At 66.8% G+C, this 24,330-nt stretch carries 22 protein-coding genes and 3 pseudogenes; 13 read left to right on the forward strand and 12 right to left on the reverse strand.

What is annotated here, in order from left to right; all coding sequences use genetic code 11:
* Window positions 1-230 (reverse strand): annotated as a pseudogene (locus WS61_RS32915) (sel1 repeat family protein); the annotation flags it as partial.
* Between the two features lie 415 nt (window positions 231-645).
* Here WS61_RS32915 and WS61_RS08625 point away from each other — a divergent pair.
* The 6 genes from WS61_RS08625 (at window position 646) to WS61_RS08650 (ending at window position 5,312) form a co-directional block, all read left to right on the forward strand.
* Window positions 646-1,248 (forward strand): TetR/AcrR family transcriptional regulator, encoded by a 603-nt coding sequence (locus WS61_RS08625; protein WP_059500092.1) that lies wholly within the window; start codon window positions 646-648, stop codon window positions 1,246-1,248.
* 61 nt (window positions 1,249-1,309) lie between these two features.
* Window positions 1,310-1,495 carry a hypothetical protein gene (locus tag WS61_RS35575; RefSeq protein ID WP_257127209.1) on the forward strand — a complete coding sequence of 62 codons (186 nt, stop codon included), beginning with the start codon at window positions 1,310-1,312 and terminating at the stop codon, window positions 1,493-1,495.
* A 107-nt stretch (window positions 1,496-1,602) separates the two neighbouring features.
* Window positions 1,603-1,824 (forward strand): hypothetical protein, encoded by a 222-nt coding sequence (locus tag WS61_RS35580; protein ID WP_257127210.1) that lies wholly within the window; start codon window positions 1,603-1,605, stop codon window positions 1,822-1,824.
* 84 nt (window positions 1,825-1,908) lie between these two features.
* Window positions 1,909-3,201 carry an NRAMP family divalent metal transporter gene (locus WS61_RS08635; protein ID WP_059500093.1) on the forward strand — a complete coding sequence of 431 codons (1,293 nt, stop codon included), beginning with the start codon at window positions 1,909-1,911 and terminating at the stop codon, window positions 3,199-3,201.
* Between the two features lie 330 nt (window positions 3,202-3,531).
* Window positions 3,532-3,813 (forward strand): hypothetical protein, encoded by a 282-nt coding sequence (locus WS61_RS08640; RefSeq protein WP_059500094.1) that lies wholly within the window; start codon window positions 3,532-3,534, stop codon window positions 3,811-3,813.
* A gap of 593 nt (window positions 3,814-4,406) precedes the next feature.
* On the forward strand, window positions 4,407-5,312 hold the full coding sequence (locus WS61_RS08650) for a manganese catalase family protein (protein WP_059500096.1): 906 nt from the start codon (window positions 4,407-4,409) through the stop codon (window positions 5,310-5,312).
* Window positions 5,313-5,414: 102 nt separating this feature from the next.
* On the opposite strand, the gene WS61_RS08655 is transcribed toward WS61_RS08650, so the two are convergent.
* From WS61_RS08655 to groES, 3 genes are all read right to left on the reverse strand, one after another.
* The gene (locus WS61_RS08655) at window positions 5,415-5,711 is read right to left on the reverse strand and encodes a hypothetical protein (protein WP_059500097.1); all 297 of its coding nucleotides are present in this window, start codon (window positions 5,709-5,711) and stop codon (window positions 5,415-5,417) included.
* A gap of 113 nt (window positions 5,712-5,824) precedes the next feature.
* Entirely contained in the window at window positions 5,825-7,447 is a 1,623-nt protein-coding gene (gene groL, locus WS61_RS08660; protein WP_059500098.1) for a chaperonin GroEL, read from the reverse strand.
* An 80-nt stretch (window positions 7,448-7,527) separates the two neighbouring features.
* A complete protein-coding gene (gene groES / locus WS61_RS08665; RefSeq protein WP_006482399.1) occupies window positions 7,528-7,845 on the reverse strand; it encodes a co-chaperone GroES in 318 nt (105 codons plus the stop codon).
* A gap of 739 nt (window positions 7,846-8,584) precedes the next feature.
* On the opposite strand from groES, the gene WS61_RS08675 reads away from it, so the two are divergent.
* Both WS61_RS08675 and WS61_RS08680 read left to right on the forward strand, forming a co-directional pair.
* Window positions 8,585-8,863 (forward strand): hypothetical protein, encoded by a 279-nt coding sequence (locus WS61_RS08675; protein WP_059500100.1) that lies wholly within the window; start codon window positions 8,585-8,587, stop codon window positions 8,861-8,863.
* 370 nt (window positions 8,864-9,233) lie between these two features.
* Window positions 9,234-10,438 (forward strand): annotated as a pseudogene (locus tag WS61_RS08680) (MFS transporter).
* 10 nt (window positions 10,439-10,448) lie between these two features.
* Here WS61_RS08680 and WS61_RS08685 read toward each other — a convergent pair.
* Window positions 10,449-11,342, reverse strand: a complete 894-nt coding sequence (locus tag WS61_RS08685; RefSeq protein ID WP_059500101.1) for a LysR substrate-binding domain-containing protein — start codon at window positions 11,340-11,342, stop codon at window positions 10,449-10,451.
* A gap of 95 nt (window positions 11,343-11,437) precedes the next feature.
* Here WS61_RS08685 and WS61_RS08690 point away from each other — a divergent pair, with 95 nt between their 5' ends.
* Complete coding sequence (locus tag WS61_RS08690; protein ID WP_059500102.1) at window positions 11,438-12,634, forward strand: MFS transporter; 1,197 nt, start codon at window positions 11,438-11,440, stop codon at window positions 12,632-12,634.
* Window positions 12,635-12,651: 17 nt separating this feature from the next.
* On the opposite strand, the gene WS61_RS36045 is transcribed toward WS61_RS08690, so the two are convergent.
* Both WS61_RS36045 and WS61_RS36050 read right to left on the reverse strand, forming a co-directional pair.
* Window positions 12,652-12,846, reverse strand: a complete 195-nt coding sequence (locus WS61_RS36045; RefSeq protein WP_373557113.1) for an aminotransferase class I/II-fold pyridoxal phosphate-dependent enzyme — start codon at window positions 12,844-12,846, stop codon at window positions 12,652-12,654.
* A 16-nt stretch (window positions 12,847-12,862) separates the two neighbouring features.
* A pseudogene (locus WS61_RS36050) lies at window positions 12,863-13,000 on the reverse strand (hypothetical protein); the annotation flags it as partial.
* Between the two features lie 365 nt (window positions 13,001-13,365).
* Between WS61_RS36050 and msrB the strand changes: the two are divergent.
* The 4 genes from msrB (at window position 13,366) to WS61_RS08710 (ending at window position 17,962) form a co-directional block, all read left to right on the forward strand.
* Entirely contained in the window at window positions 13,366-13,896 is a 531-nt protein-coding gene (gene msrB, locus WS61_RS08695) for a peptide-methionine (R)-S-oxide reductase MsrB (protein ID WP_059500103.1), read from the forward strand.
* 35 nt (window positions 13,897-13,931) lie between these two features.
* Entirely contained in the window at window positions 13,932-15,791 is a 1,860-nt protein-coding gene (locus WS61_RS08700) for a cytochrome c biogenesis protein DipZ (protein ID WP_059500104.1), read from the forward strand.
* Between the two features lie 72 nt (window positions 15,792-15,863).
* Window positions 15,864-16,607 (forward strand): peptide-methionine (S)-S-oxide reductase MsrA, encoded by a 744-nt coding sequence (gene msrA, locus WS61_RS08705; RefSeq protein WP_059500105.1) that lies wholly within the window; start codon window positions 15,864-15,866, stop codon window positions 16,605-16,607.
* 239 nt (window positions 16,608-16,846) lie between these two features.
* Window positions 16,847-17,962 carry an aromatic ring-hydroxylating dioxygenase subunit alpha gene (locus WS61_RS08710; RefSeq protein ID WP_059500120.1) on the forward strand — a complete coding sequence of 372 codons (1,116 nt, stop codon included), beginning with the start codon at window positions 16,847-16,849 and terminating at the stop codon, window positions 17,960-17,962.
* A 21-nt stretch (window positions 17,963-17,983) separates the two neighbouring features.
* On the opposite strand, the gene WS61_RS08715 is transcribed toward WS61_RS08710, so the two are convergent.
* The 5 genes from WS61_RS08715 to WS61_RS08735 all read right to left on the reverse strand — a co-directional run bounded on the left by WS61_RS08715 (window position 17,984) and on the right by WS61_RS08735 (window position 24,303).
* A complete protein-coding gene (locus tag WS61_RS08715) occupies window positions 17,984-18,373 on the reverse strand; it encodes a cytidine deaminase (RefSeq protein ID WP_059500106.1) in 390 nt (129 codons plus the stop codon).
* Between the two features lie 19 nt (window positions 18,374-18,392).
* A complete protein-coding gene (gene deoA, locus WS61_RS08720) occupies window positions 18,393-19,709 on the reverse strand; it encodes a thymidine phosphorylase (protein WP_059500107.1) in 1,317 nt (438 codons plus the stop codon).
* Window positions 19,710-19,748: 39 nt separating this feature from the next.
* A complete protein-coding gene (locus WS61_RS08725; protein ID WP_059500108.1) occupies window positions 19,749-21,023 on the reverse strand; it encodes a NupC/NupG family nucleoside CNT transporter in 1,275 nt (424 codons plus the stop codon).
* Window positions 21,024-21,271: 248 nt separating this feature from the next.
* Window positions 21,272-22,729 carry a dihydropyrimidinase gene (gene hydA, locus WS61_RS08730; RefSeq protein ID WP_059500109.1) on the reverse strand — a complete coding sequence of 486 codons (1,458 nt, stop codon included), beginning with the start codon at window positions 22,727-22,729 and terminating at the stop codon, window positions 21,272-21,274.
* A gap of 65 nt (window positions 22,730-22,794) precedes the next feature.
* Complete coding sequence (locus tag WS61_RS08735) at window positions 22,795-24,303, reverse strand: NCS1 family nucleobase:cation symporter-1 (RefSeq protein ID WP_059500110.1); 1,509 nt, start codon at window positions 24,301-24,303, stop codon at window positions 22,795-22,797.
* Between the last annotated feature and the right edge of the window lie 27 nt (window positions 24,304-24,330).

The following is a 24,330-nucleotide window of genomic DNA, read 5'->3' on the forward strand; positions in this document are numbered from 1 at the left end:
TAGGCGGCCTTCGGCTGGGTTTTCGCGGTTTGCTTGAGCGCGGCGATGCGCGGATCTTCGCGGTCTTCCGCGTCGTCACTTTTTTGATAGGAGACCTGATCTTTAGGGCGATCGGAACACCCGGTGTCGTCGCAGATCCGTACCGTGCCGGCGGTAACCGACGGATCCTGCGCGCACGCGGCCAACAGCAACAGCAGCAGCAGCCCCGGTGCGAGTAAACGGCGAGACATGGGTATTTTCCTCACGTTTCATTGGCGCCGTATTGCTTCGCGCGCTCGCCCGCGAGCATGCCCCGGCCGGTGCGGGGTGCGGCGAACATCGTCCGCGGGCCCGCGTACCAAGGTTCTCTCAGGTTCTCTTTTCGTCTTGAAACATCGTTGCAGCGGCTGATACGGCGGAAAAACGGCACGCAGGAACCTGCCCCGTTCTGTCTCTTTAATCCACGCAATACGATCACTGCTCACTGGCTTCAAATGATACATATCGGTCTATCCAATAGTCAAGACGACTCGATAACCGGCTCGACAAGCGAAGACTGGCGGGGCCGAACTGCCGTCAAACAGAGCCGGGAGGCCGATTTCATGCACCGACATGATGCTAGAATAATCGGTCTACGCCGTTGAAATATCGAGGAGGAAGCCGTTCGTGCGAGCCAACAAACGCCAGCTGGTGGTAGACAAAGCGACCGAACTGTTCTCCAGGCACGGATTCCACCCGGTGGGCGTCGACTGGATCATCGACGATTCCGGTGTCGCCCGAATGACGCTGTACCGGCATTTCGCGAGCAAGGACGAGCTGATCCGCGAAGTGCTGGTGCAGCGCTACGACCTGATCGTCGGCAGCATCGACGCTCAGTTGCAGCACGTCGTCGATCCGGTCGAGCGCGTCAAGACCATCTTCGACTGGTACGCAGCATGGTTCAGGACACCTGAATTTGCCGGCTGCCTGTTCGAGCGTGCGCTGGCCGAATTCGGCACCGCTTATGCACCGATCTCGGATGTCGCGATCCGCTATCGTCGCAAAATGGTCGAATGGATCGCCGAACTGATCGAAGCGCTCGTGCCGGCCGAAACCGCAAACCGGCTGGCGACCGTCTTCATGATGCTGCTGGACGGCGCCACGGTCGAAGCGCGGGCGTTCAACGACTCCGCGGCGGCCGCGCGCGCGTGGCAAGCCGCGCATGCCCTTCTCGACCAGGCGATGCACGCAACGGGCTCGGCCGCCGACGGTGCGGGTAGCCGGACGTAACGCCACGTCGCGCACCGTCGTATTGCAGGCGAACCGAAACCGCGAGGCGCGGGAGGACGACATGCATGACCGGATGCGTTTGATCTGTTTCGCGCCGCCTGCGGCAATCGCGTGTGCCGGCCGCAAGTCGATAGATGTCAGCCGATACGAAATCCAGCACCGGGACCGGAACGGCCTCACGATCGTTGCGTACACCCCCGAAGATCCGGCGTCGCTCAACAACACGCTGTGGGCCGATCACGTCTAACTCCGCTACGCCGTCACGCCGCTCACCCTCCAAAAGCGATTCGATGCGGGTGCAATCGATATCGACGACTATCCGTTCTCTGCCCGGCGGCTCGACATCCGCACCCAGTGCCCGGTCCCCACGTCGGAGTTCTGCTCTTCCTGTTCATCCCGTTCCATGATCGCGCGGGACTGCACGGTCTGGATTATCTGTCGGGACTCGATGCAAACGAACCGGCGCTCCTGAAGTTGCGCCTCGGCGGCGGAAGCATGGCCGGCGGCCGACTGGTGTCGAAGGGACAGGCAATCAAGGTCGACGCGGGCAACACGGCGACGCTGAACGGACCGTGATGCCCGCCTGCGCCGCCGGCGCGAGATACCCATCGAGCGGGCACGGCGATTGCGCCTGCTGCACTCCTCGGGAGGCGCGCCATCATGAACGACAACGATTTGCTTCAGCCCGAGCCGACGGACCCGGACCCGAACGCCGTCACGTGGGTCCGCCGCCTGGGCCCCGGTCTGGTCACTGGCGCCGCCGACGACGATCCTTCCGGCATCGGCACGTACTCGCAAGCGGGCGCGCAATTCGGCTTCGAACTGCTGTGGGCACTGCTGTTGACGTACCCGCTGATGACGGCCATCCAGCTGGTCAGCGCGCGCATCGGCCGCGTGACGGGCAAGGGGCTCGCGTCCAACATGCGCACGCACTATCCGCGATGGCTGCTGTACGCGACGGTCGTGCTGCTGATCACGGCCAACGTGATCAACATCGCGGCCGACTTGTCGGCCATGGGCGCGGCAGTCAATTTGTTGCTGCCCGGCCCGCAACAGCTCTACATCGTGTGCCTCGGCGGCGTGTCGGTCGTGCTGCAGGTGTTCGTCCCGTACGACCGCTACGCGCGATTGCTCAAATGGACGGCGCTGACGCTGCTGGCCTATGTCGCGGTCGCCCTCATCGTGCCGGTCGACTGGGCGGAGGTTGCTCGCGCGATCGTGATGCCGCACGCGCAACTGACCGCCGCCTATCTGACCACGGTCGTCGCCGTGCTCGGCACGACCATCAGTCCGTACCTGTTTTTCTGGCAGGCGTCCCAGGAAGTCGAGGAATTGCACGCCGTGCCGAACCAGCGGCCGCTGCGGCGCATGCCGGGCCAGGCGCCCGCGCAGTTGCGCCGGATCAGCTTCGACACGTGGTTCGGCATGGGCGTATCGAACGTGATTGCATTCTTCATCGTGCTGACTGCAGCAGCCACGCTCAACGCGCATCGCATCGACGTCAAAACGTCGGCGGACGCCGCGCGGGCGCTCGAGCCGCTTGCCGGTCACTTCGCGTACGTGCTGTTCGCGCTCGGCATCGTCGGCACCGGCCTGCTGGCGCTGCCGGTGCTTGCGGGATCGGCCGCCTATGCGGCCGCCGGCACGTTTCGCTGGCGCAACAGTCTCGCACTGCAGTTGGGCGTCGCGCCCGAATTCTATGCGGTGATCGCATTGGCGATCGTCGGTGGAATCGCGTTCACGTTCATGCATTTCGACCCGATCCGCGCGCTTTACTGGAGCGCCGTCATCAATGGGGTGAGCGCCGTTCCGATCATGGTCGTGATGATGCTGATGGCGGGAAGCAAACGGGTCATGGGCAAGTTTGCCGTCAGAGGCCCGCTTGCGTGGGGAGGATGGACCGCGACGCTCGCGATGGCGATCGCGGCGATGGGCGTGTTCGTGCCGGGATAAATCGCACCATATCGACCGCCGTCGACGTGAAAAAGTCAGGGTCAACGAGGTCTCGCGGCGCGTCACCGGAACGTCATCCATGCCGACATACCATCGACTCCGGTTCGCAAAAAACGCCGCTTCGTCCCTGCGCCTAGCGGGAACGAATCCTGCTCCTCCGACACACTAGGCGGAGCCAATTTATTTTCTTTGACGGATTCCGTATTACCGGCGAATATTCGCGTCGATCAATCATTAGTACCGCTCAAAAAAAAAACGACACGATGCTCGCTCATTCAATCGGGGATATTTCACTACTTCACCAACTGATACCTGATCGAAGGGGAAGACATGACACCGTTGTCCCAGAATGTGAGCATCAAGCAAACAGCCGCTCTATCGAAAGCGTCGCCGCTGTCGCCCGTTTTCTGGAAGCCGGATCCGCTCGTCGAGCCCGTTCCACCCGAGCCGAAAGCCGCCACCCCGGATCTTCGCGATTTCTTCGCCGCCGCCGCGCTGCAGGGTTTATTGTCGCGTGACGCCGGTCGCAACGTGTCCACGATCGCCGACTACGAATCGAAGCGCGCAGTCAGCGCGTATCGGCTCGCCGACGAAATGCTGAAAGCGCGATGACGCGGCATGTCCGCTAGCGCCGCTCGGCCCGCGCGCCTGTCGTCGTCAGGCTCACCGACGATGCGGCGCCACGTCGCTCCCGTCGAGCGTCGCCTTCTGTACTCCCGTGCGAAACCGGCATCGCGCATTGGCGACGCGGCCGGTCCCGCGCATCGTCGGCATGCCGCATCGCGCCGCATTCATGCCAGCGTGACACGGCCTATGCAGCCGAAATGACAACCGCTTGAAAATCCGGCGCCGCCGACCGCGGGTCACGCGACGCGCGCTCGGTCGCCGCCGTCTCTGCCGCGTTCGCATGCGGCGCTTTGCATCGACGGCGGGCAGCGTCGCCCACCAGACGCTGCCCGTCGCGAGCCGATCGCACGATCGCTGCTTCGTCGCCCGGCGCCGGTTCATGTCTGCGCCGACTCCCGCCCGTCGGCACGATGCACGCGTGCCGCACGACGAACCGCACCAGCGCCCACGAGAAGCCGCCCCTGTCGCGGCCCGCATCGGCCGCCATCGCACATGCCCGGAATCGTCGGCCGCCCACGGGATCGATTCGTGCTGATTCGGCCGGGCGAATGTCGCGCAACCCTTTCAACGGAGATGCCATGTTCATCCACAACACACGGCTTCAGTACACGGTGCGCGTGGGCGCGCCGAATCCGGGACTCGCCAACCTGCTGCTCGAGCAGTTCGGCGGCCCGCAGGGCGAGCTCGCCGCCGCGATGCGCTATTTCACGCAGGCGATCACCGAAGAGGATCCCGGCCGCAAGGACATGCTGCTCGACATCGCCACGGAGGAGCTGAGCCACCTCGAAGTAATAGGCTCGATGGCCGCGATGCTGAATCGCGGCGCCAAGGGCGAGCTGGCCGAAGCGGTCGACGAACAGGCCGAGCTGTACCGCAAGCTGCACGGCGCGGGCAACGACAGCCACGTGACGCAGGTGCTGTACGGCGCGGGCGCGCCGTTGACCAATTCGGGCGGCGTGCCGTGGTCGGCAGCGTACATCGACACGATCGGCGAACCGACGGCTGACCTGCGCTCGAACATCGCGGCCGAAGCACGCGCGAAGATCATCTACGAGCGGCTCATCAACGTGACCGACGATCCGGATATCCGCGACGCGCTCGGCTTCCTGATGACGCGCGAGGTGTCGCACCAGATGTCGTTCGAGAAAGCGCTGTATGCGATCACCGCGAACTTCCCGCCGGGCAAGCTGCCGCCGAAGGCGCCGTACGATCACGTGTATTTCCGGATGCAGCCGGACGCGGCACCGCTGGTCGGGCCATGGAACCACGGAGGCGAACTCGAAATCCGCCCCGCCGAACCTGCGGTCGACGGCGGCAGCGGTATTGCGGAAGGCATGCTCGACGCGCAGCAAGCGGACGCCATCGAGGCGATGGCGCAGCGACTCGCCTCCGATCCGAACAGCGACCCGGTGACGGGTGCCGAGCTGGGCGCGGGTCCGCCGGCTCCCCAGGGCCGCAAGCCGGACAAGCCGGACGGCGCCTGAGTCGCGGTTCCCCGCGCGCGACGGCGATTCCGACGCGCCGGCGCAGCGACAGGAGGCGCGCCGGATACGTCGCCGGACGGGCGGACGCGCGTTCGGCGCGCGTCACTCGCCTGCTTCGCCGGGCCCGCTCTGGTCGGTCTGGTCGGTCTGGTCGGCCATCAGGTACTGGATGACCAGCGTCGGATCGGCGATGTCGAGAATCAGGCGGCGCATCACGCGCTTGCGCATATGGTCGTCATCCAGCGTCCACGGCCCCGCCGCATCGCCGAGGTAGCGGCCGATCGCGCCGCGATGATCGCCCTCCGGCGGCAGGCCGAGCCGCGCAGCGAGCAGGCCGGCGATGACGTCGTCGAGTTCGACGTGCAGCGGCCTGGAATCGATCGAAAGTTCGAGCTTCATGGTCGGTCTCGCAAGCATGAAAAGGCGGCGGCGCGCCCCGCTGTCGCGCGCGCCGGGAAAAGCCGCTCCGGCCAGCGGCTGTTCGACGATCGCAGGCGAGCCTGCGATGCAGGTCAGTAGCCGAGTTCGGGCGCGGGAGCCGGCTCGGCGCCGTCCTCTTTCGGCGCTTGCGCGACGGTCGCATCGGTCGTCAGCACGAGGCTCGCGATCGACGCGGCGTTCTGCAGCGCGGTACGCGTGACCTTGGTCGGGTCGACCACGCCCGCGTCTACCAGATCGCCGTACTCGCCGGTCGCCGCGTTGTAGCCGAAGTTCCCGGTGCCTTCGAGCACCTTCGAGACCACGACCGACGGCTCGTCGCCCGCATTGGCCGCGATGATGCGCAGCGGCGCCTCCAGCGCGCGCAGCACGATCCGGATGCCGGCGTCCTGGTCCGCATTCGCGCCCCGGATGTCCGACAGCGCCGCGCGCGCGCGCAGCAGCGCGACGCCGCCGCCCGGCACGATGCCCTCCTCGACCGCGGCGCGCGTCGCATGCAGCGCATCGTCGACGCGATCCTTCTTCTCCTTCATTTCGACCTCGGTGACCGCGCCCACCTTGATCACCGCCACGCCGCCCGCGAGCTTCGCGACACGCTCCTGCAGCTTCTCTCGATCGTAGTCGCTCGTCGCTTCGTCGATCTGCACGCGAATCGACTTCACGCGCGCATCGATGCGCGCCGCATCGCCCGCGCCGTCGATGATGATCGTGTCGTCCTTGCGCACCTCGACACGCTTCGCACTGCCAAGATCCTCGAGCGTGGCCTTGTCGAGCTGCTTGCCGGTTTCCTCCGAGATGACCGTCGCGCCGGTCAGGATCGCGAGATCCTCCAGCATCGCCTTGCGCCGGTCGCCGAAACCCGGCGCCTTGACGGCGGCGACCTTCAGGATGCCGCGCATCGAATTCACGACGAGTGTCGCGAGCGCTTCGGCCTCGACATCCTCGGCGACGATCAGCAGCGGCTTGCCGGTCTTGGACGCCGCTTCGAGGATCGGCAGCAGGTCGCGGATACTGGAAATCTTCTTGTCGTGCAGCAGAATCAGCGCATCGTCGAGATAGGCCGCCTGCTTCGCGGGATCGTTGATGAAATACGGGCTCACGTAACCGCGATCGAACTGCATGCCTTCGACCACGTCGAGTTCGTTCTCCAGCGACTTGCCGTCCTCGACGGTGATCACGCCGTCCTTGCCCACTTTCTCCATCGCATCGGCGATGATCTTGCCGATCGCATCGTCCGAGTTCGCGGAAATCGCGCCGACCTGAGCGATTTCCTTGTGGGTCGAAATCGGTCGGGACAGCTTGCGCAGCTCATCGAGCACCGCGCCGACGGCCTTGTCGATGCCGCGCTTCAGATCCATCGGGTTCATGCCGGCCGCGACGTGCTTCATGCCTTCCTGCACGATCGCCTGCGCGAGCACGGTGGCGGTGGTCGTCCCGTCGCCGGCCACGTCGGCCGTCTTGGACGCGACCTGCTTGACGATCTGCGCGCCCATGTTCTCGAAGCGGTCCTTCAGCTCGATTTCCTTCGCGACCGACACGCCGTCCTTCGTGATCACCGGCGCGCCGAAGCCACGCTCGATCACGACGTTGCGGCCCTTCGGGCCGAGCGTCACCTTCACCGCGTCGGCCAGCACGTTCACGCCCTTGACGATCTGCTGGCGGGCGCCATCGCGGAATTTCACGTCTTTTACGGTCATTTTCTTGCTCCGGATACAGTCGTTGAACGAGATGCCGCGCGCATCGGGCTCCTACCCGTGCGACGCGGTCGAATCGGTATTCAGGCCGCTTTCCTGGCAGCCGGCGATTCGGGTTCGAGTACGCCCATGACGTCCTCTTCGCGCATCACGAGCAGTTCCTCGCCGTTCACCTTCACGGTCTGGCCTGCATATTTGCCGAAGAGAACCTGGTCGCCGACCTGGAGCTGCAGCGGGCGCTGCGAGCCGTCCTGGAGCAGCCGGCCGCTGCCGACTGCAATCACTTCACCCTGCTCGGGCCGTTCTGCGGCCGAATCGGGAATCACGATGCCGGAGGCCGTCGTCCGTTGCTGTTCGATTCGCTTGACGATAACCCGGTCGTAGAGGGGACGAATCTGCATTTTCATCTCCTGAGCGATGAGATCACCTGGAAAAGGGAATCCGCCAGCGCCTGCACGCGCAAAGGCTGCGATGCGCCGGCGTGCCGTCGATTGGCGAAAAGCGAAATAGTGGCGCGTGAAGCGCACTTCAAGAGGGGGAAGAAAGTGCATGTGTAACAAAATGTTTCAGACCAGAACCGCGTTCGTCCGACCGTCGCGCGTCTCGCGATGCCGCGCGACGCGCGCCGGTGCGGCCTCGACGGGCCGCGCGAATCATCGCAAAAACGGCGCTTGAAATCCGCGCTTGCCGTCCTATTTTGGTATCGCTCAAGCAGCCGCGGCTTACGCGCTGCGTGTTTCGATTTGTTTGTCAGCGAGGCCTCTCGCGGATCGACGAACTGGAGCGCGTGGTCCGGTTCGTCCTCCGTGCGAGGTCCAACCGGGAGCGAATCATGAACGATCCTTTCCTTACCTCCGATCGGCTAACGGAAGTCGGCCGCCGGCCACGACGCGTCGTCGCGGGTCTGTCGGCCGGCCGGCGAGTCGCGCGCAACGGCAACGGTCGCTTCGCGCCGATCGGTGCTCGAGTACGCGCCGCGCGCAAGCCGTTCGCGTTGCGTCGCATCGATCCACCCGCCGTGATCGGCCGACCGAAGCTGCCGCGCCGTCGCGTCGCCACCCGCGGACGCGCGCTGCACCATATTTCGTTTTTCTTCGCCACGCCTGCCGGCGGCGGCTCCGTGCGCGACGGGAGGCGGCCATGCTGAGCCCGCACGAATTCGCGACGCTGATGCTGGTGTGCGAGGCGCCGGATCAGCTCGACATGAATCGCGCCGAACTCGATGCGTTGCTCGAACGACAACTCGTCATGCTCGAACATGGCGCCCCCGGCCGTCGGCGCGCATATCTGACGAAGAAGGGCCGATCGATCCTTCATGCGCTCGGGGCCGATACCGGTTTCCGCCGGAGCCAGGAGTCGACGGCAGAGCGCGACGGTCAGCATGCTGCGCCCGTGTCGCTCTCGGACGAGGCCGGATGACGCGAGGGTCGGGGCAGCGGCGCGGTGCCGACGCGAACGGCACGGGGTGCCGTCGCCAGGCCTGCCGTGGGCCATTCCCTCCGCTTCGTGGAAGCGGATCGACGGCTCGGCCTCGCCGGTCAATCACACGAGGCCGACCGAGGGACGTTCTGGTTTATCATCGACGCGTCCTACGCGTAGCCCGGCACTGCCCGCAATCGGCGAGCACATCGATATCGTCGATAGCCGGAAGCACGGATCGGCGTATCTGAATTGCCGATCGCCTGCGGCAAATTCGCGATACTTCCATCTCAACGAGCTCGCTACTCCGCCGCTTGGTCTCCAGGAATGATGGCGAACCGCGACCAACATCCGGCACATAATCAACAAAATGAGCGATTTGAAAAGCGAAGTCTCTCGTGAGGCTCTGCATGTCCCCGATCCGTCCCGTCGTCGCTCGCTGATCGCCGCCTGCGGCGCGCACGCCGTCCACGACGGGCTGACCGACGTCATTTACGTGCTGCTTCCGATCTGGCAGGCCCAGTTCGCACTCAATTACGCTCAGATCGGCTTGTTACGCGGGCTCTATTCCGGCGTGATGCGAGTTTTCAGTTGCTTGCGAGCCAGGCAGCGCGGCGATGTGGGCGCGAGCGCATGCTGGTGGCCGGGACCGCCCTCGCGGGCGTTGCCTATCTGATCGCCGGTCAGGCCGGTGGGCTGACGGTACTGCTGATCGCGCTGGCGCTGGGCGGCTTGGGCGCCAGCACGCAGCATCCTCTGGCATCGTCGATGGTCACCGATTCCTACGAGGCAGGCGGCGGCGTGAAGGAGGCGCTGGCCCAATACAACTTCTCCGGAGACATCGGCAAGACGCTGATACCAGGCCTGATCGGCCTTCTGTTGACGGTCGTGACGTGGCGCACCGGCGCCACGCTGATCGGCCTGCTGGGCGTGGTTTCGGCGGGCCTGCTGTGGTGGCTGATTCCGTCGCGCGACTCATCGCGCACGGCACGCGACAAGACGCCGAAAGCGGCCTCCGGCAGCGGTTCGTCCGGCGGCTTGCATGCGCTGCTCGCGACCGGCACCCTCGACAGTGCCGTGCGGATGGGCTTTCTGACGTTTCTGCCGTTCCTGCTCAAAAGCAAGGGAGCTGGCACTGCCGGTATCGGTCTTGCGCTCACGTTGCTGTTCGTGGGCGGTGCGTTCGGCAAGCTGTTCTGCGGCTATCTGGGGGCGCGCATCGGGATGATGAAGACGGTGTGGCTCACGGAGTCGGCCACGTCGCTGCTGATCGCGCTCGCTGTGTTCTCGCCGCTCTTCGCCATGATGGCGATGCTGCCGCTGCTTGGACTGGCGCTGAACGGAACATCGTCCGTGCTCTACGGTGTGGTGCCGGAACTGGCCGGTGTCGGCAAGCGCGAGCAGGCGTTCGCGTTGTTCTATACGGGCACGATCGGCGGCGGCGCGCTGTCGCCGGTGCTTTTCGGCCGTCTCGGCGACATCGCGGGCGTCCCGATCGCGCTGCTCGCGCTGGCCTCGGTCCTGCTGTTGACACTGCCGTTGTCGTGGTACGTGCAGAAGGGCCTGGAAGCCTAGCCGGCCGCGTCTAGCCGGCCGCGGCCGACCTCGCGAACTCGATGAACTGCCCGACGCAGGTCGACGAAAACGGTTCGGACCATGTGACGACCAACTCGAGAACATGCGGCGTCGCCAGCGGCACGTAGGCGACGCCCGAGCGTTGTAGCGTCGACGTGAAGCCTGGCACGATGGCGACGCCGCGCTCCGCTGCCACCAGCGACACCAGCGTCGTCATCTGCGATGCGGTAGGCCCTATCTGCGGCGCAACGCCCTCCTGGGCGCACAGATCCTCGAGCGCCGCATTCAGCGCGGAACCGTAACCCGCCGGGAACGTGACGAAATTCTCCTTGACGAGTTCACGGAACGCGATCGTCGCCTTACCCGCGTATCGACTCTGCGCGGGGACCGCGGCGACGAGCGGCTCCCGCGATAGGACGAGGGACCGGATACGCTCCCCGGACGTCTTTGCCGCCGACCAGCCGAATCCGACGTCCATCGTGCCGACGGCGATCTGCTGGCGTTGACTCGCGGTCGATACTTCCCGAAACGCCAACTCGACTTCCGGCATGCTTCGGCTCACCTTGCGGATGATGTCCGAAAACGCGTCGGACATCGGAATGGAACTCGCATAGCCGATCACGACGCGACCGACCATCCCTTGCGCCATCTTGCGCGCCGTTGCCTCCGCCTCGTCGACTGCATGAATGACGCTCCTTGCGTGTTCGAGAAACAGCGCGCCTGCCGGCGTGAGCTGGACCGCGCGTGTCGATCGTTCGAACAGCCGGATACCCAGATCAGTTTCAAGCGCGGCGATATGGCGCGTCAAAGGCGGCTGGGCGACACGCAAACGCAACGCCGCGCGTCCGAAGTGCAATTCGTCGGCGACGGTCACGAAATAGCGGAGGCGGCGTAGGTCGAGCATTCTTGTCTTTTCGGTATCAATGGCCACGAAAACAGTATTGGCGCGCGTGTCGCCCACTCGTCAGACTGTCACACAAACCAGATAGGGCGTCACCAGTGGGCAACAGAACCATTCGATTCGCATTTTTCCTGTGCGGATTTGCGGCTTTTCTCAATCTTTATTCGACCCAGGGCATCCTGCACGAACTCGCTGCGGCATTCCACGTGAGCGCCGAACAGGCGGGTCAGGGCATCAGCGCCACCACCTTGGCGGTTGCCATTATCGCTCCGTTCGTCGGTGCTCTGGCCGCCCGCTTCGATCGCCGAACGGTCATTTCGTGCGCCGCCGTGGCATGTGCGCTCCCCGTTCTCTGGTCCGCGCACGCGACGAGCTTTTCATCGTTCCTCGCTGCCCGCTTTGCCGCGGGCATGCTGATGCCGTTCATCTTCGCGATCTCGATCGCCTGCATCGGCGAGATCTTCAGTCACGACGCGGCGACGGAAGTCAGTGCGCTCTTCGTCGCCGGCACGACGCTCGGCGGATTCGCCGGACGCTTCGTGACCAATACCCTGACGTCCGCGTTCGGCTGGCGTCACGCGCTCGATTTCGTCGCGTTCCTGTGTCTCGCAACGGGCCTCGCGATCCACGCGTGCCTGCCGGCATCCGGCGCCGCGCGTCCGGACGACGAAGGTGCGTCGACGTCTCGCTGGACGCTCTTGACGCGTGGCCCGCTGCTCGCGTCGTTTCTGGTCGGAGCATGCGTGCTCGCATCGCAAGTCGCGACGTTCACCTTCGTCGGACTGCGACTGGCCAGCGCGCCATTTGGCTTCAATACGGTCGAGATCGGCGCGATCTATGCGGTATTTCTCGTCGCGGTCGTCGTCACGCCGCTCGCGGGCCGCGTCGCGGCTCAACGCGGCCCGCGCGATCTCGCCCTCGCGGCGACAGGGCTCGCGATCGTCGGTGCACTGCTGACGCTGTCGAGCAGTGTCAGCGCGATCCTGACCGGTCTCGCGCTCAGTTCCACCGCGGTGTTCGTCGAGCAGGCGTCGGCCAATGCGTTCATCTCGCGAGCGGCACGGAGTGCACGATCGACGGCGATCGGCATTTACCTGTCCTTCTACTACTTTGGCGGAAGCCTCGGCTCGGTCCTGCCCGTTACCGCATGGAATCGCTGGGGCTGGGTGGGCTGCGTCGCATTCGTCGTCGGTGCACAGGCGCTCGCAGGCGCACTCGTGTTTTTCTTCTGGCGCGGGATGCCTCCCGCCAGCGCAAGCAGACCGCGCTCATCTGAAGTGCGGCTGACTCGGTAGTTCGCTTCAAATCACACCTAGAACCGGAGAGAAAAGGATGGAAACGTTGCATAAGAGATCCGGATGCAGTTGGGATCGCCACAGCCAGCGCCCGGAACGACCGCGACGTGCGCTTCCGTCAGCAGCAACTCGGCGAGATGGTCGACATCGCGGATCCGCTGCCCGCGGTAATGGCGGCCCAGCTTTTCCGAAACATCGACGAACAGATAGATGCAGGTCGCGCTTTTCGTCGGTCATCCGGCCGGCCAGCGTGCGTCCCAATTCCGCGTAACCGGCGGGACCACCGCAGTCCTCGGGCGGACAGGCCCCGGCACCAGCCACGCAACGCGGCGTGCGTGCCGTCTCGGCCGCCGGCCCACCGCCCATCCGACAGGAAATACCGCTTTCCGGTCGCCTTCGCGGCTTCGATTTGCCGAACCGTCAATGCACCCATGATCGTCCTCCATCGATATCGTGCCCGATCGGCCCGCGTATCCTGAGCAGCGCTTACCCACACCGCGAACATTAAAAAGACACTAAAAAGTTGCGGTTCGTGCAGGATTTTCGTGGAAGTCGCCGGGCCATCAATTTCCCGCAAACCCTTTCCGGACACGGCTCGAGAAGATTTCAGCTGCCCTGACCGAAACGCCGGGTAAATCATCACGATTCATTTAACTTTCCGTGAGGACTTCGACACCGGCCGCCGCCTACGATGGGCGCATGTTTTCAGAACCTGCTTCCAGGAGCCCATCATGCCCACCCGCAGACACCTGCTGTTCGCCGGCGCCACCGGCCTCGCCGCGCTCGCGGCGCTGTCGTCCGCCGGCCGCCGCGCGCTGGTCGGTCGCGCCTTCGCCGCGCCGCCGGCCGGCTCACCCAAAGCCGCTTCTTTCGAGATCGCGCACAGCGACGCCGAATGGCATCGCCGGCTCACGCCCGCTCAATACACGGTCCTGCGCGAAGCCGGCACCGAACGGCCGTTCAGCAGCCCGCTGAACGACGAGCACCGGCACGGCACGTTCGCGTGCGCCGGCTGCGACCTCGCGCTGTTCTCGTCGGCCACCAAGTTCGACAGTCATACGGGCTGGCCGAGCTTCTGGAAACCGCTCGACCACGCGGTCGGCACCGACACCGACGCGTCGTTCGGGATGGTCCGCACCGAAGTGCACTGCCGCCGCTGCGGCGGCCATCTCGGCCACGTGTTCGACGACGGCCCGGCGCCGACCGGCCTGCGCTACTGCATGAACGGCGTCGCGCTCGCCTTCCACCCGGCCGCCGCCTGACCCGGCCCCACTCCCGTCCGACTGGAGAACGCACCATGCTGCTCATCGTCCTTGCCTATCTCGGCGGTGTGCTCACGATCCTGAGCCCGTGCATCCTGCCCGTGCTGCCGTTCGTGTTCGCGCGCGCCGACCAGCCGTTCGTGCGCACCGGCCTGCCGCTGCTCGCCGGCATGGCGCTCACGTTCGCCGTCGTCGCGACGCTCGCCGCCGTAGGCGGCGGCTGGGTCGCGCAGGCCAACCAGGCCGGCCGCTGGATCGCGATCGTGCTGCTCGCGGTGTTCGGCCTGACACTGCTGATGCCGCGCTTCGCGGAACACCTGACGCGCCCGCTCGTCGCCGCCGGCAACCGGCTCACCGGGTTCGCGCAACGCGACGGCCGCCCGGCCGGCCCGGCGTCATCGCTGCTGCTCGGCGTCGCGACGGGCCTGCTGTGGGCGCCGTGCGCGGGCCCGATCCTCGGCCTCGTGCTGACCGGCGCCGCGCTGCGCGGCGCAAGCGTCGGCACGACGCTGCTGCTCGTCGCGTATGCGGCCGGCGCGGCGACGTCGCTCGGCGTCGCGCTCGTGATCGGCGGCAAGGTGTTCGCCGCGATGAAGCGCTCGCTCGGCGCCGGCGAATGGATCCGGCGCGGGATCGGCGCGGCGCTCCTGGCCGGTGTCGGCGCGATCGCGCTCGGCCTCGACACGGGCGCCCTCGCGCAACTGTCGACCGTCACCACGGGCGGGCTCGAAACGAAGCTCGTCGACCGCCTCGGCGGACGCTCGAACGCTGTACCGGCAACAACGGCCGCGACCGGCACCGCCGATGGCGCAACGAGCGGCGCGATGATGGCCGCCGCGACTGACGGCGCGCAGGCAGGCGGCAGTGCGATGACCGACGGTGCGATGATGCGTGCGGCCGGCGCCCCCGCGGCCGCGCTGCCGGTCGAAGGCACGCTGCCGTCGCTCGACGGCGCGGTGCAGTGGCTGAACTCGCCGCCGCTGACGGCGGCCGGGCTGCGCGGCAAGGTCGTGCTGGTCGACTTCTGGACGTATTCGTGCATCAACTGCCTGCGCACGCTGCCGTACACGACCGCGTGGGCGCGCAAGTACGCGCCGTACGGGCTCGTCGTGATCGGCGTGCACGCGCCGGAGTTCGCGTTCGAACGCGACATCGGCAACGTGAAGAAGGCGGTGCACGACCTCGGCATCGACTACCCGGTCGCGATCGACAACGGCTATTCGATCTGGCGCGCGTTCAACAACGAATACTGGCCCGCGCACTACTTCATCGACGCGCAAGGTCGGATCCGTCATCACCACTTCGGCGAAGGCGAATACGCGCAATCGGAACGCGCGATCCAGTCGCTGCTCGCCGAAGCCGGCCATCCGGACGCGCTGAACGTGCCGCTCGGGCTCGCCGGCGCGCCCGCGAAGGGTGCGCTCGCGGCCGCCGACAGCGCGGACGTCCGTTCGCCCGAAACCTACGTCGGCTATGCGCGCGCGGAAAGCTTCGCGTCGCCGGGCGGCGTCGTACGCGACGCGGCGCACCGCTACGACGTGCCGGCCCGGCCGGATCTCAACGGCTGGGGCCTCGCGGGCACGTGGAACGTCGGCGCCGAACGCGCGTCGCTCGCCGCGCCGGATGGCCGGATCGTCTACCGCTTCCATGCACGCGATCTGCATCTCGTGCTCGGCCCCGGCACGAACGGCCGGCCCGTGCGCTTTCGCGTGACGCTCGACGGCGCGGCGCCCGGCGCCGCGCATGGCGCCGACGTCGACGCGCAGGGCTACGGCACCGTCACCGGTCAGCGCCTGTACCAGCTCGTCCGGCAGCCCGGCGCGATCGCCGATCGCACGTTCTCGATCGAGTTCCTCGATCCGGGTGTCGATGCCTATGCATTCACTTTCGGTTGATCGCGGGCGCCACCGCCATCCGGGCGCCGCTTTTCTCGACACATTTCCCGACGCATTTCGAAGGAGCAAAGGATGAACCCCATCCCTATCCGCGATGCCGCCGCACAGCGGCGCGCGGCCATGCTGCGCCGCATCGGCGCCATCGCCGTCGCGGCGGCCGCCGTGTTCGGCTACCAGCGCATCGTCAATTCCGCCGAGCCGATGCGCACCGTGCCCGCGCCGACGCTCGACGAAACGCCCGGCGCGTCGCACGACGAGACGGCCGTGCTCGCCGGCGGCTGCTTCTGGGGTGTCCAGGGCGTGTTCGAGCACGTGAAGGGCGTGAAGCAGGTCACCGCAGGCTACGCGGGCGGCGCGTCCGAAACCGCGCACTACGCGCTGGTCGGCTCGGGGCTGACGGGGCACGCGGAATCGGTGCGCATCGTCTACGACCCGACCCAGATCACGTACGGCCGGCTGCTGCAGGTGTTCTTCTCCGTCGCGCACGATCCGACCGAACTGAACCGGCAAGGCCCCGACGAAGGCTCGCAGTACCGGTCCGCGATCTTCCCGACCACCGCGCAGCAACGCGCGGTCGCGACCGCGTACATCGCGCAGCTCGGCACTGCGCGCGTGTTTCCGGCGCCCGTGGTCACGCGCATCGAGGCCTACAAGGGGTTCTATCCGGCCGAGGCCTATCATCAGAACTACCTCGAACTGCATCCGGATGCGCCGTATATCGCGTTCAACGACCTGCCGAAGGTCGCCGGGCTGAAGCAGCGCTTCCCGGCGCTATACCGTGCCGACGCGGTGCTGTGGCGCGAAGCGCGCTTGTGAGCCGCTCGCGCCCCCCGCCCGGCTGCGTGACGGGATGCCGCCCGCCGCACCGCCGCGGCGGGCCGCCACGCCACGCACCGGCGGCGGCCTCTTTGCGCCGCATCAACGAATCGGCGGACGCGATGCCGGGGCAAACCCGCATCGCGTCCGCCGCGGCCGGCAACTTCGCGTAGACTTCTCCTGATCCTCGCCGCATGATGCGGCGTCCGGACTACCCGCCAAGCCAGGAGGCGTCACGCATGCGCGCAGTGCCTTTGCCTGACAGCAATACCCTCGAAGAACCGTCCACCGGCGCGGTCGTGCGCGACCTGCGCCGCGTGCCCATTCATCCGGATCACTGGTATCCGCTCGCGTGGTCGCGCGAGCTCAAGCGCGGCAAGACGCTCGGCGTGCGCTTCGCCGGCGACCCGATCGTGCTCGTGCGCACCGAATCGGGCGCCGTGTATGCGCTCGAAGATCGTTGCGCGCACCGCCAGGTGCCGCTGCATGCGGGCGTGGTGAGCGGCGAGACGCTGCGCTGCTGCTACCACGGCTGGACCTACGCGTGCGACAGCGGCCGCTGCGTCGACGTGCCCTACCTCGGCCGCGAGCGCTTGCCCAACGGCGTGCGCGCGTATCCGTGCCGCGAAGCGCACGGGCTGATCTTCGTGTTCCCGGGCGACGCCACGCTCGCCGAAGCACGACCGTTCCCCGCGCTCGAATCCGCGGACAACCGCGCGTACAAGACGCGCCGCTTCGGCCGCGAGGTCAAGTGCCACTACTCGTTCATGCACGAGAACCTGATGGACATGAACCATCAGTTCCTGCATCGCAAGCAGATGGGGCAGATGCGCGCGCGCTCGGTGGGCCGCCGCCGCGGCGACGACTGGGTCGAGGTCGACTACACGTTCGCACGGATGGAAGGCAAGCAGCCGGTCGGCGAGGCGCTCGTGTTCGGTTCGAGCAAGAAGCCAGGCGACCAGGCCAACAAGAGCGTGATGACGGTGCGCACCGGCTATCCGTACCAGACGCTGCAGATTCGCTCGAGCGAAGGCACGCTCGTGATGGACCTGTGGATCGTCTACGTGCCGCTCGACGCCGAGCAGCGCACCAACCGCACGTTCGGGCTGCTGTCGATCCACAAGCCCGGCATCCCGTTCGCACTCGATCTCGCATGGCCGCTGCTCGTGTGGTTCACCGAGCGCATCTTCCGCGAGGATCGCTGGATCGTCGAGCGCGAACAGGAAGCGCACGATCGCCAGGGCGCCGACTGGAACCACGAGGTGTTTCCGGTCATCAACGAGCTGCGCGACCTGCTGCGCCAGTGCGGCGCACGCACCGTGATCCCGATCCGCGACGCGCGCGACGGCGCGTGAGGCGACGCATGCGGCGCGCCGTTACAGCGTGAACGCGCCCGGCAGCAACGCGCGGGCCGTCGTGATCTCGACGGCCCCTTTCAGGTTGGCGAGAATCACTTCGATATCGGGCTTGCCGATCTCGATGATCACCTGACGACATGCGCCGCACGGCGCGATCGGTCCGTCCGTGTCGCCGACGACCGCGAGCCGCGCGAAATCGCCCGGCCGATAACCGGCGGCAATCGCCGCGAACAGCGCCGTGCGTTCCGCGCAATTGCACAGTCCGTACGACGCGTTCTCGACGTTGCAGCCGTGGAAAACCGTCCCGTCGCGCGCCTGCAGCGCCGCGCCGACCTTGAAGCGCGAATACGGCGCATACGCGCGCTCGCGCGCCGCCTTCGCCTGTTCGATCAGTTCGTCTCGTTCCATCGAGGTCTCCGAGGCAGGGTCAGCCGATCTGCCGGTAAAGGGTCGGCGGCGCTTCGCCGGTCTCGCCGAGCACGTAGCTGCGGCGAATCGCATCCGCCGCGTGGGCCGCGGCTGCTTCGTCGCGGGCATGCACGAAGCCGAGCGGCTCGCCGGCCCCGATACGCTGCCCGATCTCCGCGAGCGCCGACAGGCCGACGCTGACGTCGATCGCGTCCTCCGCACGCGTGCGGCCGCCGCCGAGCGCGACCACCGCGAGCCCGAGCGCGCGGCAATCGACGCGCTGCACCACGCCGCCCGCGGGCGCCGGAACCGGCACGATCACCGCGGCCCGCGCCAGATGCCGTGCCGGCGCGTCGATCAGGTCGGCGGGGCCGCCGAGCGCGACGACCATGCGCGCGAAACGCTCGGCCGCCGCGCCCGAATCGAGCGCGTGCTGGAGCTGCTCGCGCGCGTGAGCGGCATCGCGCGCCAGCCCGCCGGTGACGAGCAGTTCGGCCGACAGCGCCATCGTCACGTCGTGCAAGCGCGCGGGGCGCGACTTGCCCGTCAGGTAGTCGATCGCGCACGCCACCTCGAGCGCGTTGCCTGCGCACGGCGCGAGCGACTGGTTCATATCGGTGAGAATCGCGGTCGTCTTCATGCCGGCGCCGTTGCCGACGTCGACGATGCTGCGCGCCAGTTCCGCCGATTTCTCCGCGGTCGGCATGAACGCGCCGGAGCCGACCTTGACGTCCATCACGAGCCCGTCGAGCCCTGCCGCGAGTTTCTTCGACAGGATCGACGCGGTGATCATCGCGACCGATTCGACGGTCGCCGTCACGTCGCGGATCGCATAGATGCGCTTGTCGGCCGGCGCGAGCCGCGCGGTCTGCCCGATGATCGCGACGCCGACCTCGCGCACCGTGCGGCGAAACGCGTCCGTATCGGGCATCACGTCGTAACCGGGAATCGCGCTGAGCTTGTCGAGCGTACCGCCGGTATGGCCGAGCCCGCGCCCGGAGATCATCGGCACGTAGCCGCCGCACGCGGCCACCATCGGCCCGAGCATCAGCGACACGACGTCGCCGACACCGCCCGTCGAATGCTTGTCGATCACCGGCCCGCCGAGATCGAGCGCACGCCAGTCGAGCACGTCGCCCGAATCGCGCTGCGCGAGCGTCAGCGCGACGCGTTCGTCCGTGCTCAGGTCGTTGAAATACACGGCCATCGCGAACGCGGCCACCTGGCCTTCGGTCACGCTGCCGTCGGTCACGCCGCGCACGAACGCGGCCATGCCGTCGCGATCGAGCGGCTGCCCGTCGCGCTTCCTGCGAATGAATTCCTGCGGTAGAAACATCGTTGCCTCGCTTCGATCGATCGGAGTCTGCTGCACGGGTCAATGCAGCGAGAAAAACAGGCCGGCAATCGCCGCGCTCATCAGGTTCGACAGCGTCGCGGCCGTCAGCGCGCGCAAGCCGAGCCGCGCGACGTCCGAGCGGCGCTCGGGCGCGACCGCGCTGAAGCCGCCCGCGAGAATCGCGATCGACGAGAAGTTCGCGAAGCCGCACAGCGCGAACGACACGATCGCGAGCGTCTTCGCGTCGAGCACCTGGAGGCCGGCCGCCGCCGCGTGCGCACCGCCCTTCAGGTACGGCGACAGGTCGCCGTACGCAACGAATTCGTTGAAGATCAGTTTCTCGCCGATGAAGTTGCCGGCCAGCGCCGCATCGTGCCATGGCACGCCGATGATCCACGCGAGCGGCGCGAACAGGTGGCCGATGATGCCGACCAGCGTGACCTGCGGAAAGCCCGCGAACGCGGCCGCGCCGCCGACGATCAGGTTCATCAGCGCGATGAGCCCGACGAACGCGATCAGCATCGCGCCGACGTTGATCGCGATCCGCAGGCCGACCGATGCGCCGGATGCGGCCGCCTCGATCACGTTGGCGGCCCGCTTGTCGTCGAAATCGAGCCCATCGACCACCACGCGGCTCGGCTCGACGGTCGGAAACAGCAGCTTGCCGAACAGCAGCCCGCCCGGCACCGCCATGAACGATGCGGCGAGCAGGTACTCCATCTTCACGCCGAGGCCGGCGTAGCCGACCAGCACCGAGCCCGCGACCGACGCCATGCCGCTCGCCATCACCGTGAAGATCTCGGCGCTCGTCATGTTGCGCACGAACGGCTTCACGAGCGCGGGCATCTCGCTCTGCCCGAGGAAGATCGTCGCGACGGCCGAGCACGCCTCGATGCGGCTCACGCCGAGTATCTTCGCAAGCCCCGCGCCGAGGATCGCGACGATCCACTTCATCACGCCGATGTAGTACAGCACCGAGATCAGCGCGGTGACGAAGATGATCATCGGCAGCACGCGCAGGCCGAACACGAACCCGCCGTCGCCGAACAACTGGAACATCCGTGCGTCGACCAGCCCGCCGAACACGAACGCGATGCCGTGATTGCCCATGTCGAGCACGCGATTGACGCCGTTCGCGGCCGCGGCCAGCGCCGCGCGCCCCGACGGCACGAACAGCACCAGCGCACCGATCGCGAACTGCGTGAGCAACGCGGCGATCATGGTTCGCGCGCTGACCGCGCGGCGGTTGTTCGACAGCAGATACGCGACCAGCAACAGAAACAGCATACCGAGGAGACTGCGCAGAATATCCACCTTGTGCTCCTTTCTCACTATTTGAACTGTCCGGCGGGCGGCCCGTGCCCGCGACCCGCGTGATCGGGTTGGTGGATGTTACTCGTTCGATATGCGCGCCGGCAACGTCGCCAAAATCGCCGCGATCAATGGCATCGATCGTTTCTCTTTTCGCGCTCCGGCCGCTTGATCAGTTGTTCTACCTACCCATCCGGAACACGCGCGGGGCGTGCCGTCCGAACGGATACGCCCCGCACGGCATGCGCCGTTCAACCCGCGCGCTCGACCGGATGCGGTTCGCGCAGACGGTTCGCGATCCGCGCCGCCTCGTAGTAGCCTGCCGCCGGCGGGCGCTTCAGGTAGCGGCCCGCGCCGCGCACCGCGCGCAATTCGCCGTCGGCCCACGCGAGCGCACCTCGGGTGAGCGTGTGCGTCGCGACGCCCTGCACGGTCATCCCCTCGAACACGTTGAAGTCGACCTGCTGGTGATGCGTCTTCACCGAGATCGTCTTCGTCGCGGCCGGGTCCCACACGACGAGGTCGGCATCGGCGCCGACCTGCACGGCGCCCTTGCGCGGATACAGGCTGAAGATCTGTGCGGCGTTCGTCGACGTGATCCGCACGAATTCGTTCGGCGTGATTCGGCCATGATTCACGCCGTGATGCCACAGCACCGACATGCGATCCTCGACGCCGCCGCAGCCGTTCGGGATCTTCGTGAAATCGTTGCGGCCCATCGCCTTCTGCGACGCGCAGAATACGCAGTGGTCGGTCGCCGTCGTATGCAGCTGCCCCGACTGCAGCCCGCGCCACAGCGCCTCGCGATGCTCCGCCGAGCGAAACGGCGGGCTCATCACGTGGGCCGCCGCGCGCGTCCAGTCCGGATCGCGATAGACGGCCTCGTCGATCACGAGGTGGCCCGGCAACACTTCGCCGAACACGCGCAGCCCTTCGCTGCGCGCGCGCGTGATTACATCCACAGCATCCTTCGCCGACACGTGCACGATATACACGGGCACGCCGAGCACCTGCGCGATACGGATCGCACGGTTCGCGGCTTCGCCCTCCACCTCCGGCGGCCGCGACAGCGGATGCGCCTCCGGGCCCGTCATGCCGCGCGCGAGCAGCGCCTTTTGCAGTTGGAACACGAGTTCGCCGTTCTCCGCATGCACGGTCGGCAGCGCACCGAGTTCGAGCGAACGCGTGAAGCTGTTCACGAGAATCTCGTCGTCGGCCATGATCGCGTTCTTGTACGCCATGAAATGCTTGAAGCTCGACACGCCGTGCTCGCGCACGAGCGTGCCCATGTCGCGGTGCACGCTGTCGTCCCACCACGTCACGGCGACGTGAAAGCCGTAGTCGGACGCCGATTTCTCGGCCCAGCCGCGCCATTCGCGGAATGCATCCATCAGCGGCTGCTTCGGGCTGGGAATCACGAAGTCGATGATGCTCGTCGTGCCGCCCGACAATCCGGCAGCGGTGCCCGAGTAGAAATCGTCGCTCGCGGTCGTGCCCATGAACGGCAACTCCATGTGCGTATGCGGATCGATGCCGCCCGGCATCACGTACTGGTCGTGCGCGTCCACGACGGTTGCGCCGGCCGGCGCGTCGATCCGCTCTGCAATCTGCAGGATCGTGCCGCCGTCCTGCGGGTCCGCGCAGAGTACGTCCGCACGATAGGAACGGTCCGCATCGACCACGGTGCCGCCACGAATCAGGATTGCCATTTCGTTGCCTCCTCGTTGACTGTCGGGTGCCGCACGCCGCGCGCGAGTCGCCTCCGGCTCGCGCGTCATGCGCTCGCGATCTGCGCGCGCTGTCCGGCGCGCCGCTTCATCCAGGTGCCGTACACGCCGGACGCCAGCACGAGGCCGACGAACCACGCATACGTGTAAAGCGTGTTGAAAAACGCCGGCACGTTCGGGAACGACGCCGGAAACGCCGTGTGCAGGAAGCCCGGCAGGTTCGGCAGCACGCCGACCGCGAGCGCGACCAGCGCGGCCGGGTTCCAGCCGCGCGCGTAGCTGAAGTCGCCGCCCTCGTCGAACAATGCGCGCGTATCGAGCTGCGTGCCGCGAATCAGGAAATAGTCGACCATCAGGATGCCCGCGACCGGCCCGAGCAGCGCCGAATAGCCGACGAGCCAGGTGAAGATATAGCCGTCCGTCGTCGCGAGGATCTTCCACGGCATCATCACGATCGCGATCGTCGCGGTAATCATCCCGCCCGCGCGGTACGAGATCGCCTTCGGCCACAAGCTCGAAAAATCGTATGCAGGACCGACGAGATTCGCGGCGAGGTTGCAGCACATCGTGTCGAGCGTGAGGATCACGAGCGCGATGCCGACACCGATGCCGGTCATCCGGCTCGTCAGGTCGATCGGATCCCAGATCGCGTTGCCGTAGATCACGACGGTCGCCGACGTCACGACGACCGACACCACCGACAGCAGCGCCATCGGCAGCGGCAACCCGATCGACTGCCCGATCATCTGGTCGCGCTGCGAACGCGCGAAGCGCGTGAAATCGGGGATGTTCAGCGCGAGCGTCGCCCAGAAGCCGACCATCGCGGTCAAGCCCGGCCAGAAGGTCGCCCAGAACAGCCCGGCCTTCTTGCCGCCCGCCGCGAATTGCGACGGCGCCGACAGCATCGAGCCGAACCCGCCCGCCTTCGACGTCGCCCACCACACGAGCGCCACGCACATCACGACCTTGATCGGCGCGGACCAGCTTTCGAGCCAGCGGATCGAATCCGTGCCGTGCAGGATGAAGTACAGCTGCAGCGCCCAGAACACGAGGAAGCACGCGAGCTGCCCGAACGAGATGCCGACGAGCGGCAGCGCCGCGCCGTGCAGCGCATTGCCGGTCAGGATGTTCAGCAGCGTGTAGATCGCGCTGCCGCCGAGCCAGGTCTGGATGCCGTACCAGCCGCAGGCGACGATCGCGCGCAACAGCGCCGGCAGCTTCGCGCCCTGCGTGCCGAACGACGCGCGCACGAGCACCGCGTACGGAATTCCGTGCTTCGCGCCCGCATGGCCGATCAGCAGCATCGGCACGAGCACGATCAGGTTGCCGAGCAGCACCGTCGTCACCGCCTGCCACGGCGACATGCCTTCCTGGATCAGCCCGGCCGCGAGCATGTACGACGCGATGTTCATCACCATCCCGACCCACAGCGCCGCGAAGTGGTACCACTTCCACGTGCGCTGCGCCGGCGTCGTCGGCGCGAGGTCGTCGTTGTACAGGCTGCCGCCGTGCGCCACGGCGCTGTCGGGATCGGCGGGATTCGCTGCGGATTTCATCGATCGCACTCCACGAAAACGTCGGCG

Origin of the sequence: Burkholderia sp. ABCPW 11, assembly GCF_001523445.1 — a bacterium.
Taxonomy (GTDB): Bacteria; Pseudomonadota; Gammaproteobacteria; order Burkholderiales; family Burkholderiaceae; genus Burkholderia.